The sequence below is a fragment of the Cohnella sp. GCM10020058 genome (assembly GCF_042683485.1).
Lineage (GTDB): Bacteria > Bacillota > Bacilli > Paenibacillales > Paenibacillaceae > Cohnella.
On record NZ_JBHUJV010000004.1, the window covers coordinates 376,977 to 396,742 of the forward strand.

Annotated in this window: 15 protein-coding genes and 1 pseudogene; all 16 read left to right on the forward strand. The window is 62.6% G+C overall.

The window, feature by feature from the left end:
- Positions 1-126 precede the first annotated feature (126 nt).
- The 16 genes and pseudogenes from ACFSR7_RS08050 to ACFSR7_RS08120 all read left to right on the forward strand — a co-directional run bounded on the left by ACFSR7_RS08050 (position 127) and on the right by ACFSR7_RS08120 (position 19,762).
- The gene (locus ACFSR7_RS08050; protein WP_378160559.1) at positions 127-450 is read left to right on the forward strand and encodes a PadR family transcriptional regulator; all 324 of its coding nucleotides are present in this window, start codon (positions 127-129) and stop codon (positions 448-450) included.
- Positions 451-452: 2 nt separating this feature from the next.
- Positions 453-1,016: a DUF2812 domain-containing protein gene (locus ACFSR7_RS08055; protein WP_378160351.1), complete on the forward strand. Its 564-nt coding sequence runs from the start codon at positions 453-455 to the stop codon at positions 1,014-1,016.
- 79 nt (positions 1,017-1,095) lie between these two features.
- Complete coding sequence (locus tag ACFSR7_RS08060; RefSeq protein WP_378160353.1) at positions 1,096-1,545, forward strand: DUF1905 domain-containing protein; 450 nt, start codon at positions 1,096-1,098, stop codon at positions 1,543-1,545.
- Between the two features lie 12 nt (positions 1,546-1,557).
- Entirely contained in the window at positions 1,558-2,400 is an 843-nt protein-coding gene (locus ACFSR7_RS08065; protein ID WP_378160355.1) for an SDR family oxidoreductase, read from the forward strand.
- 460 nt (positions 2,401-2,860) lie between these two features.
- The gene (locus ACFSR7_RS08070) at positions 2,861-4,801 is read left to right on the forward strand and encodes a sensor histidine kinase (RefSeq protein ID WP_378160357.1); all 1,941 of its coding nucleotides are present in this window, start codon (positions 2,861-2,863) and stop codon (positions 4,799-4,801) included.
- A complete protein-coding gene (locus ACFSR7_RS08075; RefSeq protein ID WP_378160359.1) occupies positions 4,776-6,458 on the forward strand; it encodes a response regulator transcription factor in 1,683 nt (560 codons plus the stop codon). The genes ACFSR7_RS08070 and ACFSR7_RS08075 overlap by 26 nt, the downstream gene beginning before the upstream one ends.
- Positions 6,459-6,931: 473 nt before the next feature.
- Positions 6,932-8,401 (forward strand): carbohydrate ABC transporter substrate-binding protein, encoded by a 1,470-nt coding sequence (locus tag ACFSR7_RS08080; protein ID WP_378160361.1) that lies wholly within the window; start codon positions 6,932-6,934, stop codon positions 8,399-8,401.
- A gap of 100 nt (positions 8,402-8,501) precedes the next feature.
- Positions 8,502-9,386 (forward strand): carbohydrate ABC transporter permease, encoded by an 885-nt coding sequence (locus tag ACFSR7_RS08085; protein ID WP_090116362.1) that lies wholly within the window; start codon positions 8,502-8,504, stop codon positions 9,384-9,386.
- Entirely contained in the window at positions 9,387-10,274 is an 888-nt protein-coding gene (locus ACFSR7_RS08090; RefSeq protein WP_378160363.1) for a carbohydrate ABC transporter permease, read from the forward strand.
- 47 nt (positions 10,275-10,321) lie between these two features.
- Positions 10,322-12,112: a glycoside hydrolase family 35 protein gene (locus ACFSR7_RS08095; RefSeq protein WP_378160365.1), complete on the forward strand. Its 1,791-nt coding sequence runs from the start codon at positions 10,322-10,324 to the stop codon at positions 12,110-12,112.
- Between the two features lie 579 nt (positions 12,113-12,691).
- A complete protein-coding gene (locus ACFSR7_RS08100) occupies positions 12,692-14,140 on the forward strand; it encodes an alpha-L-fucosidase (protein WP_378160366.1) in 1,449 nt (482 codons plus the stop codon).
- A 100-nt stretch (positions 14,141-14,240) separates the two neighbouring features.
- A pseudogene (locus tag ACFSR7_RS36490) lies at positions 14,241-14,516 on the forward strand (sulfatase-like hydrolase/transferase); the annotation flags it as partial.
- A 223-nt stretch (positions 14,517-14,739) separates the two neighbouring features.
- A complete protein-coding gene (locus ACFSR7_RS36495) occupies positions 14,740-15,663 on the forward strand; it encodes a sulfatase-like hydrolase/transferase (protein WP_483862651.1) in 924 nt (307 codons plus the stop codon).
- A gap of 89 nt (positions 15,664-15,752) precedes the next feature.
- Positions 15,753-16,154, forward strand: a complete 402-nt coding sequence (locus tag ACFSR7_RS08110; RefSeq protein WP_378160368.1) for a hypothetical protein — start codon at positions 15,753-15,755, stop codon at positions 16,152-16,154.
- Positions 16,155-16,362: 208 nt separating this feature from the next.
- On the forward strand, positions 16,363-18,144 hold the full coding sequence (locus ACFSR7_RS08115) for a sensor histidine kinase (protein ID WP_378160370.1): 1,782 nt from the start codon (positions 16,363-16,365) through the stop codon (positions 18,142-18,144).
- Positions 18,119-19,762: a response regulator gene (locus tag ACFSR7_RS08120; protein WP_378160372.1), complete on the forward strand. Its 1,644-nt coding sequence runs from the start codon at positions 18,119-18,121 to the stop codon at positions 19,760-19,762. Before ACFSR7_RS08115 ends, ACFSR7_RS08120 begins: the two co-directional genes overlap by 26 nt.
- Positions 19,763-19,766 lie beyond the last annotated feature (4 nt).

The following is a 19,766-nucleotide window of genomic DNA, read 5'->3' on the forward strand; positions in this document are numbered from 1 at the left end:
CTTCCGCTACCAATCAACCATTTCCAAAACTATATTGACAGTCGATATATCGTGATATATTATACCGTTATACGATATATCGGTATCCGATATAGATGCGATGCGGAGGAACGAATAGTGAAGCAAATGCAGATGCTGCCGTTGACGGAGGCGTTTTACTACATTCTGGTGACGCTCTGCGCGGAGCCGTCGCACGGTTACGGCATGATGCAGGAGGTCGAGCGGATGAGCGGCGGCCGGCTGAAGCTGGGTGCGGGCACGCTGTACACGGCGTTGAACACGCTGCAGGGTAAGGGACTCATCGAGCCCCATCCGGGTGCGGAGGGTGCGGACGCCCGGCGCAAGATGTATGCGATCACGGCGGACGGGCGGACGGTGCTGGCGGCGGAGGTCAGCAGGCTGGAAGAGCTGCTCGTTGTCGGCAGGCAAGCGCTGAGCGGGGGGGATTAACGATGGCAAGGACGGAGAAAAAAAGGCACGCCTGGATGAGCTGGGACTACGAGAAGGAAGAGCGTTGGCTGAACGAGCTGTCTGCCCAAGGACTGCACCTCACGAAGGGAGGCGCGTTCAGCAGCGAATTCGAGCGCGACGAGACGGCCCGGTACACCTACGGTCTCGACTATCAGGGCGGCCTCACGAAGAAAAACGGCAAGCTGGACGAATACATTGAGCTGTACCGGGATGTCGGATGGGAGTACGTGAGCACGACCAGCGGCATCTGGCATTATTTCCGAAGGCCGTGGGAGCCGGGAGAAACGCCGAAGCTGTATACGGACCGCGAGTCTCTCGTCGAGCACTACAAGAAGATACAGCGCGTGATGGCGGTGGTGCTGCTCGCGAATCTCGCGATTGTGTTCGCCAACTTCACGAATATCTTCTCCAGGCTCCATGGCGCGATGCGATGGGGAGTCGGCGTGCCGGTGATCTTCATCTATGCAAGCCTATTCGCCCTGCTCGGCTATGGGATCGCCAAGATGAACAAGAAAATCAAGGAGACCGGCGGGGAAAAGATATAGCTCCGCTTCGATCTGACGTTCCGTTCGACGTCCTGCTATACTGGTGAGGAAGCGATCCTAGCAGAGGGGCGGAGCGAATATGAAGTTTAAAGCGACGGTCGAGCTTCACGGCAAGACGGCGACCGGCATCGAAGTGCCGGCAGAAGCGGTCGAAGCGCTGGGCGGGGGCAAAAAGCCGGCGGTGTACGCGACGATCGGCAGCTATACGTACCGCAGCACGGTGGCGGTCATGGGCGGACGCTACATGCTGCCGGTCAGCGCGGAGCATCGCGGAGCCGCCGGCGTCGCAGCCGGGGACGTGGTCGAAGTGGAGCTCAAGCTGGACACGGACCCGCGCGAGGTGAAGGTGCCGGACGATCTGGCAGCCGCGCTTGCGGGAGCGCCTGCGGCGCGCGCCTTTTTCGACGGACTCTCGAACAGCAACAAGAGCCGCGTCGTCCTCTCCGTCGAAGGCGCCAAGACCGAGGAGACGCGGCTGCGCCGCATCGACAAGGCCGTGCAAGCGCTGAGCGAAGGCAAAACCGTATAAGGGGGCTATGATATGAGCGGCATTATCGCAATCACGGGCGCTTCGTCGGGAATCGGACTGGCGACGGCGCTTAAGCTGGCGCAAGAGGGTTGGATCGTATATGCGGGAACCCGCCAGGTCGAGCGGGACCGGGAGCTTTATGCCGGACAGGATAACCTGCACTGGGTCGAAATGGAGGTCACCGACGTCTCCTCGCTGGAGGCTGCGTTTGGGCGGATCGAACGCGAGCAGGGAGCGCTTGACGTGCTCTTTTGCAATGCGGGCTTCGGATTCCTCCGCGCATTGGGACAAGCCGATCCGGCGGATATCCAGCGGGTGTTCGACACCAACGTCTACGGCGTGATGCACACGATCCGGGCGGCGCTGCCGCTGCTCCGCCAAGCGGCGAACGGCGGCTATATCATCGCGACCTCCAGCGTTGGCGGGCTGGTCGGGCAGCCGCTCAACGAGATCTATTGCGCCAGCAAGTTCGCGGTGGAAGGATTGCTGGAAAGTCTGGCGACGTATTACAAGCCGACGTTCAACATCGACGTCACGCTGCTGGAGCCGGGCGCGATCGCGACGCAATTCGTAGGCACGGTGATGGAGCAGGTGAACGCGACCGGCGGCATTCTCGAAGACGAGTACAAGCCTGTCGTCCAGCGTTATCTGGACGGCTTCGCGAGCCGCAACTCCGTGCCGCAGACGGCGGAGTCGGTCGCGGACGTCGTGGGCGGGCTGCTGCGCCTGGAAACCAAGCCCCTGCGGATCCGGACCTCCGAGGCCGCCGAGACGTTCGCGCGCTTCAAGACCGTCCAGGACTCGACCGGACTGGAAGGCATGCTGAACACGCGGAAAATTCAACTGAATTTATAAGGCGCCCTGCGCAGCAAGCCGGTTCGCGAGAGCCGGCTTTTTTGCGATGAAAGAAAAGGGCAAAGAGGAAAGTGAAAGTGAAAGTGAAAGTGAAAGTGAAAGTGAAAGTGAAAGTGAAAGTGAAAAGGAAAGTGAAAGGGAAAGGCTTGGGCGGCGGCGGATCGTGGATAGGTATGCACGCGTTTGGCTTGCGGGGGCTTACCGGGTGTTATGCAGGTCGAAAGCCTGCATTTATACATGTATTTTCTGCTGACCCGAGATAGGCGATGAAATACCTGCAAATATGCAGGCAAATTCAAAGTGCAAGCCCGAAATCGGGCTGATGGAGGAAAATAACTGCGCTTTTGCATCTATCCTGTCCAAAAGGACCGATATCAGCGGAAATAGATGTATATTTGCAGGCATTGCAGCGAAAGAGCGACGCGGGCGACGATCTGTCATCCATCGGAAGGACCGTAGGATGTGTTATTCAGAGGCGGGCGGCGCCAATCTGCCTGCTAGCGATTGCCGGTTGGCGAATAAACGGATTGCGTTTAAGATTAGGAAAAAACGAACCAAGCAGGTGAACGGCATGCCGCGGCTCCCTTCTTTGCGCGCACTCGGACGATCGGTCTTCTCGCTGCGGCGGTTGTCCATCAAGCGGCGGCTGCTGGCCGCTTTTCTCATTACTTCTCTGCTCCCCGTCGCCGTCGTGGCGATCTACTCCAATCAGAAGTACGAGGCGTCGATCACGAACAAGCTCAGCGCTTCGTCGACGCAGGTGCTCGACCAGCTCGCCCAGAACACGACGCGCGAGCTCGAGCAGTACGAGACGCTGAGCGAGACGATCATCATCAACAAGCTGATCCAGGGCGGCCTGCCCAAGTTTTCGAAGATGGCCGACATCGAGAAGAGCGAGCTGCGCACGCGGATCAAGGACGAGCTCGGCCAGCAGATCTTCAGCCTCAGCAACCTGTCGAACGTCATCGTATTGACCAACGACGGCCAGTCGATGTTCGATCTCGGCTTCGAGCTGTATCCCGAGGCGCGGGTCCGCGAGCTGACGACTTTGGTGGCGGACAGCAAGAGCAATGCGTACTGGACGGGCATCCGCAACAACCGCGGCTCGAGCAGGATCGCGCTCAGCCGCCGGATTTTCGCCGAGAACAACCTCAACCGGCAGATCGGGTACCTGATCATCGTTATCGACGAGAAGGTGTTCTCCCGCAACACCTACGAGTCCGTGGATCTGGGGGAAGGAAGCTCGATCTACCTGTCGGATGCCGCCGGCGTCGTCGTTTCTTCTCTCTCTCCCGCGATCGGACAAGGCTCTCTTTACCGGGAAAAGGTGTTCGAGGGCGTCCAGGCAAGAAGGCAGACATCACGCGAGGAACGGGCTTTTTATGCGGATGTCGACGGGCAGCGCACGCTCGTGACCAGCTCGTACATTCGATCGGCGGACTGGTACCTGGTCGGGATGATCCCCCGCTCGTTCCTCGTCTCGGAGCTGTCGGTGCTGCGCCACAATGTCGTCCTCATCTGCCTCTTGATCCTGCTGCTCGCCGGCATGCTCGCGATGTGGATCTATATCAGCATCAGCGGTCCCGTGCGCAAGCTGCTGCAGTACGCGAACCAGGTGCGGATGGGCCAGCTGCAGCAGAAAATGGGGCCCTCGTACCCCGACGAGATGGGCATCCTCGCGGAGACGATCGACCGGATGGTCGGACGGCTCAAGGAGCTGATCTACCAGGTCGAATCGGAGCAGCAGGCCAAGCGGGACGCGGAGCTCGCGATGCTGCAGGCGCAGATCAATCCGCATTTTTTGTTCAATACGCTGAATTCGCTCAAATGGAGCGCCATGCTGGGCGGCAACGACGCCGTCTCGCAAGGTATCGCATCGCTGTCCGAGCTGCTGCGCAACACGATCCTGGTCAAGGAGGAGCTCATCCCGCTCGACCGCGAGCTGGACAATCTGATGCACTACGCGACGATCCAGCGCATCCGCTACGGGGACTCGTTCGAGCTGGAGTTTGCGATCGAGGACGAGCTCCGCGACTGTCTTGTGCCGAAATTCATCCTGCAGCCGATCGTGGAAAATTCGATTTTGCACGGGGGCGGCGACGAGGGGCGAAGCGTGCGGATCAAGGTGACCGGCGAGCGCGAAGGAGCGCGGGTGCGGATCCGGATTCGAGACGACGGAAAGGGATTTGACGCCGCCGACGCGGGTGCGCGCGGCATGTCGCATGCCAAGCTGTCGGGCATCGGCATCGGCAACGTGGACGAGCGGATCCGCCTGCACTTCGGCGCGCCGTACGGGCTGACGACGGCGAGCGTCGTGCAGGAAGGGACGGAGACGACGATCGTGCTGCCGATCGTGCTGAAAGGAGAGATGGGCGATGTACAAGATACTGATCGCGGATGACGAGATGATCGTGAGGCATGCGGTCAAGTCGATGATCCGTTGGGACGACGGCCGCTTCGCATACGTCGGCGCCGCAGCGAACGGCCGCGCCGCGCTGGAGCTGGCGCGGGACGGCCGGGCGGATATCGTCATCACGGACATCAAGATGCCGGAGCTTGACGGCATCGGTCTGATTAAAGCGCTCGCCTCGGGCGGCTTCGAAGGTGAAGTGCTCGTGCTGAGCAACTACAACGATTTCGACCTCGTCCGGGAGGCGCTGAAGTGCGGCGCGCACGATTACATGCTCAAGCTGACGCTGAAAAGCGAGAGCTTCATGGAGGCGCTCGGAGAGATCGCGGCCAAGCTGGATGCGCGCAGAGGGGCGGCTGGCGGGGCGGCGGGCGGCGCGCATGGCGCTGAGGCGGGGGCGCAAGCAGGCGCAGACACGGATCGGGCGCAGGCGGACCGGGAACGGGCGGGGACGGAGCGGGAGCGCGCGACCCGGATAAAGGCCTGGCTCGCCGCGATGGATGCCGAGGCGCGGGCGCGGGGCGATGCGGGCGGCGAAGGCCGGCCGGGAAGAGCGGACGCGGCCGTGTCGCGCGAGATCTGGCAGGACAAGGGCGAGCGCGTGCTGGCCTTTCTCGTCCGGTTGCGGGATGAGGAGCCCGCAAGGCCGGAGGGCGAACGCTTTGCGGACAAGCTGGGCGATCTCGCGGACAGCCTGTTTCCCGGCCGCAGGTGGGCGCATGCCGTCAAGGCGGACGACGGCTGCTTCGTGCTGGCGGCCGGTTATTCGGCCGCCCATGCCGTACCGGAGGCGGGCGACGCGGCGCGGCGGATCCAAAGTTTGTGCGCGATGTATTACAACGCGCAGTCGCAGGTCGTCTTCGCCGAGCCGGCATCCGATGCCGGGGCGCTGCTGGAGCAGCTGCGGGGGAATCGGCGGGCGGCGCAGCTGCTGTTCTACGCGCAGCTTAGCGCGGCGGGGCTGTCGAACAGGACGGTGCCGGTCGAGGAGGACGACGAGTACCGCCGGGCCGAAGCGAGCTTGCGCGAGTCGGTGCGGGGCAAGCCGCAGGCCGGCTCGACCGATCTGTGGGTCGAGGGGGCGCTGCGCCTGATCGAGACCGCCGCCGAGCGGCGCATCGCCGCGCGCGTGCTGAAGCGGTCGCTCGGCGGGAGCGTCCTCGGCCTCGCCAACGCGCAGGGCTTCGGCATTCGCCGGGACTGGGACGAAGCGCCATGGCTGGCGCGCATGTCCGCAGCCGCGACGGATACGCAGCTCAAGGAGACGGTGCGCGAGCTGGCCGAGGATGCGGCCGAGCAGGCGGATGCGAAGCGGGACGCATATCCGGCCGCGCGGGAAGAAGTGCGGCTCGCGCTAAGATACCTGGAAGACCGCTATGCGGAGCGGCTCGCCATCGCGGACGTCGCCGCGCATGTCGGACTATCCGAGCCCTATCTATGCCACGTCTTCAAGGCGGAGACGGGCCGCAGCCTGTTGACGCACCTGAACGAGATTCGAATGCTGAAGGCGTACGCGCTGCTCGAGACCGGCCGCTATCTCGTGAAGCAGGCTGCGGCCGAGGTCGGCATTCACGACCCGTTCTACTTCAACCGGCTGTTCAAGAAGCGCTTCGGCATCGCGCCGAAGAGCGTGAAGCCTGCGGACTGAGCTCGCTGGCGGGCTGTGATCGGCATCTGGCCGAGAGCGCGCCTAGAGAAGCTGGCTATCGCTCTACCGTGCACCATAATTGTGCACGAGGGAGCGCGAGCGGGGGGTAGAGGTAACTGATATCCCCACCGTGCACCATAATTGTGCACGGTGGGGGCGTGGCGGTTAGCTAAGGTATCGTACACCGCTGTCGTGCACCATAATCGTGCACGACGGAGCGCTAGCCAAGGTGGGAAGTGGCGGTTTCATTCATTGGCCGCGTTCGGAGGACCTAAAGCGGGGCAAGCTCGTGTAAGCTTTAAGCGTTTGCAAACCTGGACGATTTTAAGATTGCGCTTTCACGAAATTATCCATGTCATCCAACGCTACATGCGAACTCCATAATATTCTCCATGCTTCTCATTCGAATCGTTCATATGGCGCCAGACCCCGTGCACGTATAATGAAGCCATCTCATCCGAGGGGGTCCAGAAATGAGTACAAAGAAATGGCTGACCGCCGTAGGCGCGTCGGCGCTGGCGGTGTCCATGCTGGCGGGCTGCGGCTCTAACGGCAACGGCAACAATGCAGGCAACGCAGGCGGTGCAGCGTCGCCAAGCGGCAGCGCATCGCCAAATGCAAGCGCATCCGCTAGCGCTAGCGCATCCGCGTCGCCGAGCGCGGCAGACGCCAAGACGTTTGAAAATACGGAGCTGAACATCGCCGTATTCCAGGGCGGCTACGGCCGCGAATACTGGGACCGGATCGCCGAAGACTTCATGAAGGACTACCCCGGCACCAAGATCAACATCACCGCGAGTCCGAAGATCGCCGAGCTCGTCCGCCCGAAGGCGGTCGCCGGCAATCCGCCAGACTTCCTGTACATGGCGGGCGGCGACAACGTGCCGTTCCTCAACGGCCTGATCAAGGACAACGCGCTCCTCGATCTGACCGATCTCTTCAACGCACCGGCCGCGGACGGCGGGGCGCCGCTGAAGGACAAGATTCTGCCGGGCGTGCTCGAATCCCGCGCCATGTCGCCGTACGGCGACGGCAAGGTGTACCTCGCGCCGTACAACTTCGGCGTGCTGGGCTTCTGGTACAACAAGGACCTCGTCGACAAGAAGGGCATCGAGCTGCCGAAGACGTGGGACGACTTTTTCGCCGCGAACGCCACGGCCAAGGAAAACGGCCGCGCGCTGTTCACCTACCAGGGCCTGTATCCGGGCTACCTGGAGCAGATCATCGTCCCGTCCATCTACAGCTACGGCGGGCAAGAAGCGCTGGACCAATTTTTCAACTACGACCCGCAGTTCTGGAAGAGCGAGACGTTCAAGAAAGTATGGGGCATCCTCGAGCGCATCGCGACGGACGACAACGCCCTGATGAAGGGCACGGTCGCGCTCAACCATACGCAGGCGCAGACGTCGTTCCTGCAAGGCAAAGCGATGTTCATCCCGAACGGCACGTGGTTCGAGGACGAGATGAAGGACGCGCCGCGCGAGGACGGCTTCCAGTTCGGCTTCCTCGGCGTGCCGTCGGGCCAAGCCGGCCAGCCGCCGCTCGCGATGACGAACGTCGAGCAGATCGCGATCCCGGCCAAGGCGAAGAACCCCGAGCTGGCCAAGGAATTCCTGCGTTACCTGTACTCCGACAAGAGCGTTCAGCTGAACGCGGAGACGTCCAAGGGCGTGCTCGCCGTCAAAGGCGCGCCGGACCTCGGCAAGGCGTTCCTTTCCGAGACGACCTACAACGTCTATAAAGCCGTCGACGGCGGCATGGTCGCCGTGAACGGCACGTTCAAGGCCGTCGCCAAGGGCAGCAAGTACAACCCGTCCGACGAAGTTTACAAGCCGATCTCTTCCATCATGAACAAGCAGATGACCATCGAGCAGTACGGCGACAAGCTGTTCAAGATCTACGAGAACATTCAGAAGGAACTCAAGGCCAGCGGCGGCGAATGACCTCGCCCGGCACAACGGACTCCTGAAGCAGCAGGAAGCCTGCCGCGTTCGACCGGCGGGCTTTCCCCGTTCTTGGGGGCAGAGAGGAAGGGATTCCAACATGACGATGAAAACAAGACGGGGCTGGTTCATCGCCGCCTGCCTTCTCCCGGGGCTCGCGATGTACCTCCTGTTCAAAGTATATCCGGCCGTGCAGGTGTTCCAGAAGTCGCTGTACCTCTGGACCGGCGTGGCCGACAAGCCGAAGTTTATCGGGCTGCAGAACTTCCGGGATATGTTCCATGACGACGCGTTCCTGCTGTCGGTCCGCAACACGGGGCTGCTCATGCTGGTCGTCCCGGTCGTCACCCTGCTCATCGCGCTCGTCAACGCTTCGATCCTCACGCAGAGCAAGCTGCGCGAGCGAGGCTTCTACCGCACGGTCTTTTTCTTTCCCAGCATCCTCTCGTTCGTCGTCATCGCGATTCTATGGTCGTTCATCTACCACCCGACGATGGGCTTCGTCAATTCGGGCCTCGAAATGCTGGGCCTCGGCGACTGGGCGCTGCCGTGGCTCGGCGATCAGCGCACGGTGCTGTGGGCGCTGGCGGTCACGCTCGTCTGGCAGGCGGCCGGCTACTACATGGTCATGTACATGGCGGGCATCGACAGCATCTCGCCCGACCTGTACGAGGCGGCGTCGATCGACGGCGCGACGGCGTTCCAGAAATTTTTCCACATCACCGTCCCGATGCTCTGGGAGATTATCCGCGTGACGATCATCTTCAGCATCAACGGCGTGCTCACGATCAGCTTCGTCCTCGTCGCCGTCATGACGGCGGGCGGTCCGGACCGGCATTCGGAGGTCGTCATGACCTACCTGTACGGGCAGGCCTTCACCAACTCCAACTTCGGCTATGCGATGGCGATCGGCGTATTCATCTTCGTCGTCTCGATCCTGCTGGCCTTCATCAGCAATCGCCTGACGCAAAGGGGGTCCCACTAAATGGCCGGCTACTCTGTTACCCCTGCATCTCCTACTTCCTTGGCGCAGCCGCGCAAGCCGGGATTCTCCTTCGGACGGCTCCTGCTGCGCATCTTCCTGATCGTACAGGCGCTCGCCGTCGTGTACCCGATCCTGTGGAACGTGCTCGCCTCCTTCAAAACGAACGAGGAAGTCATGGAGAGCCCCTGGAGCCTGCCGACCTCGCTGCAATGGGATAACTATTCCCGGGCCTTCAAGGCCGCGCGCATCGGCGACTACATGTTCAACTCGGCGTTCGTCGTGATCCTGTCGATCGCGATCCTGCTGCTGGCCGCCATGCCGACCGCCTACGTGCTAGGCCGCATGCGGTTCCGGGGACGCGCGTTTCTGACCAACTTCTACATGGCCGGACTCTTCATCGGCAGCGTGTACATCATCGTGCCCCTGTTCATCCTGATGAATCAGATGCACATGCTCGACAGCCGCTTCTGGCTCAGCGCCGTCTATGCGACGGGCACGCTGCCCTTCGCCGTCTACCTGATGACCGGCTTCATGAAGGCGATCCCGCACGACTTCGAGGAGGCGGCGATGATCGACGGCTGCGGCTACTTCGGCACCCTGTTCAAGGTCATCCTGCCGATGACGCGCCCGGCCATCATCACGCTGTTCGTGTTCAGCTTTTTCGATTTCTGGAACGAATACGTGCTCGCCATGACGCTCATCACCGACGACGCCAAGAAGACGGTGCCGATCGGCCTGTCCAACCTGATGCAGATTCAGCAGTTCGCGACGGACTGGGGCTCCTTGTTCGCCGCACTCGTCATCGTGCTGATCCCGACGGTCGTCGTCTACGGTCTGCTGCAGAAAAAGCTGACGGAAGGTATGATGATGGGAGGCGTCAAGGGCTGATTCGCGGCGGCGAAGATCGTGATTATGGGAAATGAAAGAGGTGTACGATGGCGACATTTACAGTATCGGGCGATCAGTTCGCGTACGAGGGCCGTCCGGTCAGACTGCTGTCCGGCGCGATCCATTACTTCCGGGTCGTGCCCGAATATTGGCGGGACCGGCTTCTGAAGCTTAAGGCGTGCGGGCTCAATACGGTCGAGACGTACGTCGCCTGGAATGTCCACGAGCCCGAGGAAGGCCGCTTCGTCTTCGATGGCATCGCGGACCTGGAGGCGTTCGTCAGGCTCGCCGGCGAGCTGGGGCTGCACGTCATCGTGCGGCCTAGCCCTTATATTTGCGCAGAGTGGGAGTTCGGCGGGCTGCCGGCCTGGCTGCTAGCGGACGACAACATGCGGCTGCGCTGCTACGACAAGGCGTACCTGGCCAAGGTGGACGCCTACTTCGACGAGCTGCTGCCGCGGCTGCGCCCGCTGCTCTGCACGAACGGCGGTCCGATCATCGCGCTGCAGATCGAGAACGAATACGGCAGCTACGGCAACGACAAGGCGTATCTCGGATACGTGCGGGACGGCATGCTCGCGCGCGGCATGGACGTGCTGCTGTTCACGTCGGACGGCCCGGAGGATCACATGCTGCAGGGCGGCATGATCGACGGCGTGCTCGCGACCGTCAACTTCGGCTCGCGGGCGGCGGAGGCGTTCGCCAAGCTGCGCGAGTATCAGCCGGAAGGACCGCTCATGTGCATGGAGTTCTGGAACGGCTGGTTCGACCACTGGATGGAGCCGCACCAGTCCCGACCGGCGTCCGAAGTGGCGGATACGCTGGAGGAGATGCTCGGGGAAGGCGCCTCGGTCAACTTCTACATGTTCCACGGCGGGACGAACTTCGGCTTCCTGAACGGCGCCAATCATATCGCGAGGTACGAGCCGACTGTCAACAGCTACGACTACGACACGCTGCTGAGCGAATCCGGCGAGCCGACGGCGAAGTTTTTCGAGGTGCGTGAGGTGCTGGAGCGGTACTACGAGCTGCCGCCGCTCGAGCTGCCGGCATCGCTGCCGAAGCGGGCCTACGGCGAAGTGGCGATGACGGAGACGGCGCCGCTGTTCGCGCAGCTGGACGCGCTCTCGACGCCGATGCGGCGGCCATGTCCGGAGCCGATGGAGAAGCTTGGGCAGGCGTACGGGTTTATCTTGTACACGGTGCAGGTAACGGGGCCGCGCAGCGGCATGGAGCTCATCCTGCAGGAGGTGCGCGACCGCGCGCTCGTGTTCGCGGACGGCGTCTATGTGGGGACCGTGGAGCGCTGGGCGCCGGCGGGCATCCCGCTGGAAGTGCCTGCTGCGGGCGTGCGGATCGACATCCTCGTCGAGAACATGGGGCGCGTCAACTACGGCCCGCTGCTGCGCGATCCGAAGGGCATCACCTGCGGCGTGCGGCTGGGCAATCAGTTTCTGTATGACTGGGAGATTCGCTGTCTGCCGCTATCGGAGATGGGCGGGCTGACGTTCGGCGATATCGGCGTCGACGCTTCGGACGGCTCGGTTGAGCCCGTTCGCCCGTCGCAGTTGCAATTGCAGCCGCAGCCGGCATTTTACCGCGGCATCTTCCGTGTTGAAGCGCGTGCGGACACGTTTCTGCGCCTCGACGGCTGGACCAAGGGTCAGGCGTTCCTGAACGGCTTCAACCTCGGCCGCTACTGGGAGGCGGGGCCGACGCGCACGCTGTACGTACCCGCGCCGCTCCTGCGCGAGGGGGACAACGAGCTCGTCGTGTTCGAGCTGCACGGCACGGCCGCTCCCGTCGCGACGCTGACGGAACGGGCGGACCTGGGCTAGCGCGGAGCGCGGGCTGCCGAGGCGCCGAGAGCCGAGACAGCAGCGGCGAAGGCGCCGAAACCTGCCTTCTGATGCAGCACACGGCGAATAGCGCAAAATTGCGCTATGCTGAGGCCAATCGCCCGCCAGCCGCGTAGCCTATGCCTGCCGTCCGCGGCAGCACACGGCGCATAGCGCAAAATTGCGCTATGCTGAGGCTAATCGCCCGCTGACCTCGTAGTCGATGCCTGCCGTCCGCGGCAGCACACGGCGCATAGCGCAAAATTGCGCTATGCTGAGGCCAATCGCCCGCTGACCTCGTAGTCGATGCCTGCCGCCCGCGGCATCACACGGCGAATAGCGCAAAATTGCGCTATGCTGAGGCGAATCGCCCGCCGACCGCGTCGCTGAAGGCTGTCATCCGCGGCAGTACACGGCGCATAGCGCAAAATTGCGCTATTTTCGTAGCTAAACTCAACCAGAAACATTACCATAGCCCGACGCTGCGGCTCTCCGCAGAGAAGTCTCAACTATCAAACAAACCGCGCACGTTCACGGATCATCCGCCATCCGAGACAACCATGAGAGGAGCAGCATCAGATGCCCGTATCCGCTGTCCAGGCCGCGCAAGTTCGACCTTCGACTAGGCAACTCGCATGGCAAGAATTGGAGTTTTATGCCTTCATACACTTCTCCATGAACACGTTCACGGACAGGGAGTGGGGAGACGGCACCGAGGCCCCGTCGCTGTTCGACCCCTCCGCGCTTGACGCCAGGCAGTGGGCGCGCGCCGTTAAGTCCGCCGGCATGAAGGGTCTCATCCTGACCTGCAAGCACCATGACGGCTTCTGCCTTTGGCCGAGCGCATACACCGACCACACGGTGCGCAACAGCCCGTGGCGCGGCGGATCCGGCGATCTCGTGCGCGAAGTTGCTGACGCCTGCCGCGAGGAGGGGCTCAAGTTCGGCGTTTACCTGTCGCCGTGGGATCGCCATGAAGCTTCGTACGGCGATTCGCCCGCTTACAACGCCTATTTCCTGAACCAGCTGCGCGAGCTCCTCACTGGTTACGGCGAGTTGTTCTGCGTCTGGTTCGACGGCGCGTGCGGCGAGGGGCCTAACGGCAAGCGCCAGGTTTATGACTGGGACGCCTACTATGCTTTGATCCGCGAGCTGCAGCCCGGCGCGGTCATCTCCGTCTGCGGACCGGACGTGCGCTGGTGCGGCAACGAAGCCGGCCACACCCGGCCGTCCGAATGGAGCGTCGTTCCCGCATCGATGCGGGACAACGAGAAGATCCAGGCCAAGTCGCAGCAGGAGGACGACGGCGGCGCGTTCGCGAGCCGCGTCCATACCGAGGACGACGACCTCGGCAGCCGCGCCGTGCTCGCCCAGGCGGACGAGGCGGTCTGGTATCCCGCCGAGGTCAACACCTCGATCCGGCCGGGCTGGTTCTACCACGCCGCCGAAGACGACCGCGTGCTGACGCTGGCGCAGCTCGCGGATCTGTACGAGCGGACGGTCGGCGGCAACGCGTCCTTCCTCCTCAACATCCCGCCCGACCGCCGCGGCCTCGTCCACGAGCAGGACGTGGCGCGCCTCGCCGAGCTTGGCGCATGGCTGGCAGCCGCTTACGGCGACAACCTGGCGGCCGGCGCGATCGCGGAGGCATCCGCCGAAGCCGATCCCGAGCATGGCGCCTCCCGCGCGACGGACGGCAGGACCGATACGCACTGGTGCCCGCCCGAAGGCACCGAGCAAGCCGCGCTTGAGATCGACCTAGGCGCCGAACGCGGCTTCGACCGCATCGTGCTGCGCGAGCAGCTCCGCGAGGGCCAGCGCGTCGAACGATTCCGCCTCGAGGCCTGGCGCGAAGGCGGCTGGCAGCCGCTCGCGGAAGGCACGGTCATCGGCGCCAAGCGGATCTGCCGCGTTCCCCCGACGAGCGCGCGCAAGCTGCGGCTGCTCATCGACGAGTCCCGCTATCAACCGACGATCTCGGCGTTCGAAGTTTATAAAGCCGGCGAAGCCGCCCTGTCCTCCGTGTGAGGATAGGGATTTTTCGCATCCATCCCATCGATTCACTTTCCTAAAGAGAGGAGCTTCTTTCATGAACCAACCCAACCTGCTGCTGATCACCGTGGACCAGATGCGCTTCGACTGTCTGAGCGCGCTCGGACACCCCGTCGTCGAGACGCCGAACCTGGATGCGATGGCCCGCAAAGGCGTTCTTTTCCCCCATGCCTATTCGGCCGTCCCTTCCTGCATCCCCGCCAGGGCGGCCATCATGACCGGCATGAGCCAGCGATCGCACGGGAGAGTCGGCTACCAGGACCAAGTACCGTGGCGCTATCCGCATTTGCTGGCGGGAGAGCTCGCGCAAGCGGGCTACCATACGCAGTGCGTCGGGAAAATGCACGTCTATCCCGCTCGCAACCTGTGCGGTTTCCATAACATCGTCCTGCACGACGGGTATCTTCATCATAATCGGGACAAACGCGACACCCCGTTCGCAGAGCACTTCGATCAGTTAGACGATTATATGCGGTGGCTTCGGCGGGAAGCGGGGACGGAGGCGGACCTGACGGACCTGGGCCTGGATTGCAACGCTTCGACCGTCGGTCGACCTTTGGCATCTGCCCGAGGCCTTGCATCCGACGAACTGGTGCGTAACGGAGTCGATCGACTTCCTCCGGCGACGCGACCCGTCGAAGCCCTTTTTCCTGTGGTCGTCGTTCGTGCGTCCGCATTCGCCGCTCGATCCGCCGCAGGCGTACTTCGACATGTACAAGGACCTCGAAATGCCGGAGCCGCCGATCGGCAAGTGGATGAACGACGAAGCCGCCGCATCAGCGGACTGCACCGATCCCACGACGACCTTCGGCCGTCTGCCGAAGCGCAGGCTCGACCGGGCACGCGCCGCCTACTACGGCCTCATCACGCATCTGGACGATCAGATCGGTCGGCTGCTGCAGGCGCTCGGCGAGCACGGCGTGCTAAACGATACGCTCATCCTGTTCACTTCCGACCATGGCGAGCTAATGGGAGACCATCATCTTTTCCGCAAGTCGCTTCCCTATGAGGGCAGCGCCAAGATCCCGCTCATCCTCTGGGATCCGAGCGGCCGGTTCGGTCTGGCTGCAGGCAGCCGTCCGGAAGCAGTCGCCGAGCTGCGCGACATCATGCCGACGCTGCTCGAAGCGGCGGGCGCGCCGATTCCGGGTGCCGTCGAAGGCGCGAGCCTGCTCGGTCCGGCGAGAGGAGAAACTGGCGAATGGCGTACCTATCTGCATGGCGAGCACGCCTACGGGGAGCGATCCAACCACTTCGTGACGGACGGCCAGGAGAAGTATATCTGGTTTTCGCAGAGCGGCGAGGAGCAGCTCTTCGACCTGACGGTTGATCCGACGGAGCTCATCGACGCGGCGCGCGATCCCGCGCGGGCGGACCGCGTGGCGCTGTGGCGGGCGCGTCTTGTCCGCGAGCTGGAAGGCAGGGAGGAAGGCTATGTCATGGAAGGGAGACTGGTGCCGGGGAGGGCGCCGCGCGTCTGTCTGTCTCACATTCTATAGCCCAATAGAATCGGGGTATGCCATAATAAGCGTATGAATGAATGGCATCGCGCTAGGTGCCGATTCTCGCCGGTGAAAGGGTGAACGTCATGCGCGTCATTCCCGCTTCTCGAAGCAAGCAGTGGCTATCCTGGGGCGCGACGTCCTGGTTTGTCACGACATTGCTGTTTTGGCTCGTGCGATTCGTTATATTGGGGCAGCCCTGGACAATCGTGCATGCTGTCCGATTCCTGCTGGTCGCGCTCGCCGTCAGTGTGTTCGCGGCTATTTGCGGCTGGTTAGGCGCGAAGTGGCTGGCCTCGTCGATCCTATGTGGAAACCTGCTCGGGTTGCTGTTTATGGCATTCGTTTCGCGCGGCAATACGGGATGGGAGGATCTCTCGAGCCTGCTTGTTTATTTGGAGATGCTCGGGCTTGGATTGGCGGTCGGCGTTGTGCTGGAGTCGGTGCTGTCGCTAGCTGGCAGAACGGGACGTCGGCGAAGTGGATGATGGCCGCGAACGGAGCGCTCATGCCAGCTTGATCAATGAATCGATGAACCGCCAGGGGGACCCTGGCGGTTTTTGCTGCGTCTTAACGCAATTTTATTCAACCTCAGGTCGTCAAACCGCAAGCGATTAGTCGGCGCAAGGGTAGTCAATACTTGACGGTGAAGGTAAGCTGGAGAAAAACGCGTCTTCACCGATCGGAGGAACCCGCATGTTCAGCCGACTGGCGAATATTCCTTGGCGCTCGATCCGGGTCAAGCTGGTGCTTGGCCTTTTGGCCGTTACGCTGCCGCTGATCGCGCTGCTGATCTATAACAACCAATACAGCGTGGGCGTCGTCCACAACCAAGTGGCGATGTCGAACGAGAATTTGATCCGCATCTACATGAAGCAGATCGACGGGCAACTGACCGAGGCGGAGCGACATATGGTCGCCTTGCAGACGACGGACCCGAACGTGCAGGCGATGGGAGAGTCCGCGTCGGAAGACGCCTACATGCTGGCCAAGAGCGCCGTCTCGCGCAAGCTGTCCTCCGACTTGACCGTCTATCCGTATATCGACGGCTTCTTCGTCTACTCGGTAACCCGGCGCGATATCGTGGACGCGTTCCGGGGCTCGTTCACTTATTCGGAGTTGGTCGCCCTGCGTCAGGCCATGGAGGAAAAGGTAAGGGCGCTGGTCGAGCATCCGGAATATACGAACGCCGCATGGAAGGCGGAGCGCATTGGCGAGCCGTACCATCTGGTCCGCGTCTTCGGCGACGGCAATCTCTATATCGGCGCGTGGGTACGCGTAGCCTCGCTGGTGGAGCCGCTGCGCAGCACGCGGACGGGCGACGAGACCGCCGTTCTGATGGTAAACGCGGCGGGCGAGCAGCTGTACAGCACGCGTCCGCTGGAGGAAGCGGGACTGGACTTCTCGCGCGTGTTCGGCGACGGGTATTATTTGTCGGAACGCGGCCATTCGCATCTGATCGTGGGCGAAGCGTCCGGCAAAGGGGATTTTGGCCTGGCAGCGGCGATCCCGGACCGTTCGATTCTGGAAAACCTGCCGTACCTCAAGCGGGCGACGGCGATCGTCATCGCGCTCGCCGTGCTGATGCTGCCGCTCGGCTTCTGGTTCCTTCGCCAGCTGCTGCTGCTGCCGCTCCGCAAGATGGTCGCAGCCATGCGGCTGATCGGGCAGGGCAACTTCAGCACGCGCATGGAGGAGCGGCAAGCGCCGGACGAATTTCAGCTGGTCAACCGGACCTTCAATTTGATGAGCTCCCAGATCGAGGCGCTCAAAATCAACGTATACGAGGAGCAGATCAGCAAGCAGCGCGCCGAGCTGAAGCAGCTGCAGCTTCAGATCAACCCGCACTTTTTCATGAATTCGCTCAATATCCTATACAACTTGGCGCAGGTCAAGCAGTACGGCCTCATCCAGGAGATGACGATGTCCCTGGTCCAGTACTTCCGTTATATGTTCCAGAGCGGACGGTCGCTCGTGCTGCTTCAAGACGAGCTGGACCATATCGGCAACTATCTGCGGATTCAGCGGATGCGCTTCGCCGGGCAGCTGTCGTGCGCGATACAAGTGCCCGACTATCTCGGCGAGACGCGCATCCCGCCGCTCCTGCTGCAGACGATCGTGGAAAATACGATCAAGCATGCGGTCCGGGCGGATGGACGGACGACGCTGACGATCGAAGCCGCGTTGGACGATCTGGCCGAGCAGCCGATGGTATGCCTGACCGTCCGGGACGACGGGCCGGGTTACTCTGAGGCGGCGCTGGCGGACTTCCGGTCCGGCCGCGTGCCGACCGACGGCGAGGGCGACCATATCGGCCTGTGGAACGCCCGCGAGCGCCTGCGCCTCCAGTACGGAGATCAAGCCTGGATGGCATGCTACAACGACGACCCGCACGGCGCGGTGACGGAGATCGCGGTGCCGCTGAACGCGGACGGGAAGGGGAGGAAGGGCGATGCATACGCTCTTGATCGTAGATGACGAACCGCTCGCGGTAGAGGGCATTCGCTCGGGCGTGGATTGGGACGCGATCGGTATCGGCCGCGTGCTGACCGCATATGGCGCGGAGCAGGCCAAAGCCGTGTTCGGCGAGGAGCCGGTGGACGTCTTGCTGTGCGACATCGAGATGCCTCAGAGCTCGGGCCTGCAGCTGCTGGAATGGGTGCGTGCGCGCTACCCGAGGACGCAGACGATATTCCTGACCTGCCACGCGGATTTTCAATACGCCAAGCAGGCGATTCAGCTGGGCAGCCTGGATTATTTGCTCAAGCCGATTCCTTACGCGGACTTAGAGGCGTCGGTGCGAAAAGCGCTCGTCAAGTTCGACGAAGAGAGCGAGCTGAGCGAATTCAGCCAGTACGGCAAGTATTGGGTGCAGCATCAGCCGCTGCTCGTCGAGCGGTTCTGGCTGGACATCCTGAACCACGACATTCCGTCGCAGCCTGAGGCCGTGGCCAAAGCCGCCGAAGCGCGCAATATCCCGTACTCGGGCGAACTGGTTTGCGTCCCGGTCCTGATCCGGATTCGGAGATGGTACAAGGAGTTCTCCCTGCGCGATAAAAAAATCTTGTCCTACGCGCTGCGGAAGTCCGCCGAAGAGCTCGTGACGGAGCAGCACGACAGCGGGCTGCTGCTGTCGCCGGCGGAAGAGACGATGCTGGCGGTGCTGGGCGGAGACGGCCGGGAGACGGTCGATCTCCTGCGGCTGAAATCGTCCTGTGAAGCGTATATAGCGGCGTGTCCGCGGTATTTTTATTGCGACGTGGCCTGCTATATCGGCGAGCCGGCGCACGTCCACGAGATGGGCGAGGGCTACAGGCGGCTGCTCGATCGGGATGCGAACAACGTATCGTACGACAGCCGCGTGTTCCTTCCGGGCGAGCAGCCGGCCGACGCGCGGGCGCATTCGCTCCCGGATATGGGCGTCTGGGCGGTTCTGCTGAAGGAAGGCGCCCGGGACAAGGTGCTGAAGGCCTCCGAAGCCTACATCGGCGAACAGCTGCGGTCCGGCGGACTGACGCCTTCGCTGCTGGGCGCGTTCGTACAGGATTTTCAGCAGACCGTCCATTACGTCTTGCAGGTCAAGGGCATCCAGGCGCATCGGCTGCTCGGCGATCGCGATTCGTCCGAGCTGTACGCCCGCGCGACCCGGTCCGCGCAGGACGCGCTGGCCTGGATCCGCCATGCGGTCGGCAAGGCGATGGACTATGCGGCGGCGCTCGAGCATTCGCCCAGCGTGGTGGAGCAGGCCAAAGCGTACATCCGGGAGCATCTGGACGCCGACATCTCCAGAGAGGACATCGCGGCGCACGTCTTCCTCAACCCCGACTATCTGACGCGCGTGTTCAAGCGGGATACGGGTCAGTCCATCTCGGACTACCTGCTGCAGCAGCGCCTCGACATCGCCGCTCAGTTGCTCGAGAACACGGACATGCCGGTCAGCGCCGTCGCGAGCAAGATCGGCTACGCCAACTTCTCGCACTTTTCGCGCATGTTCAAGAAGTACATGAACGCGGGTCCGGCGGAATATCGGCAGCGGCACGTCGGAGGCCAGCGAAGCGAGGCACAAAGTCGGCAAAGTGACAGCCCGAGGTCGTGAGCGG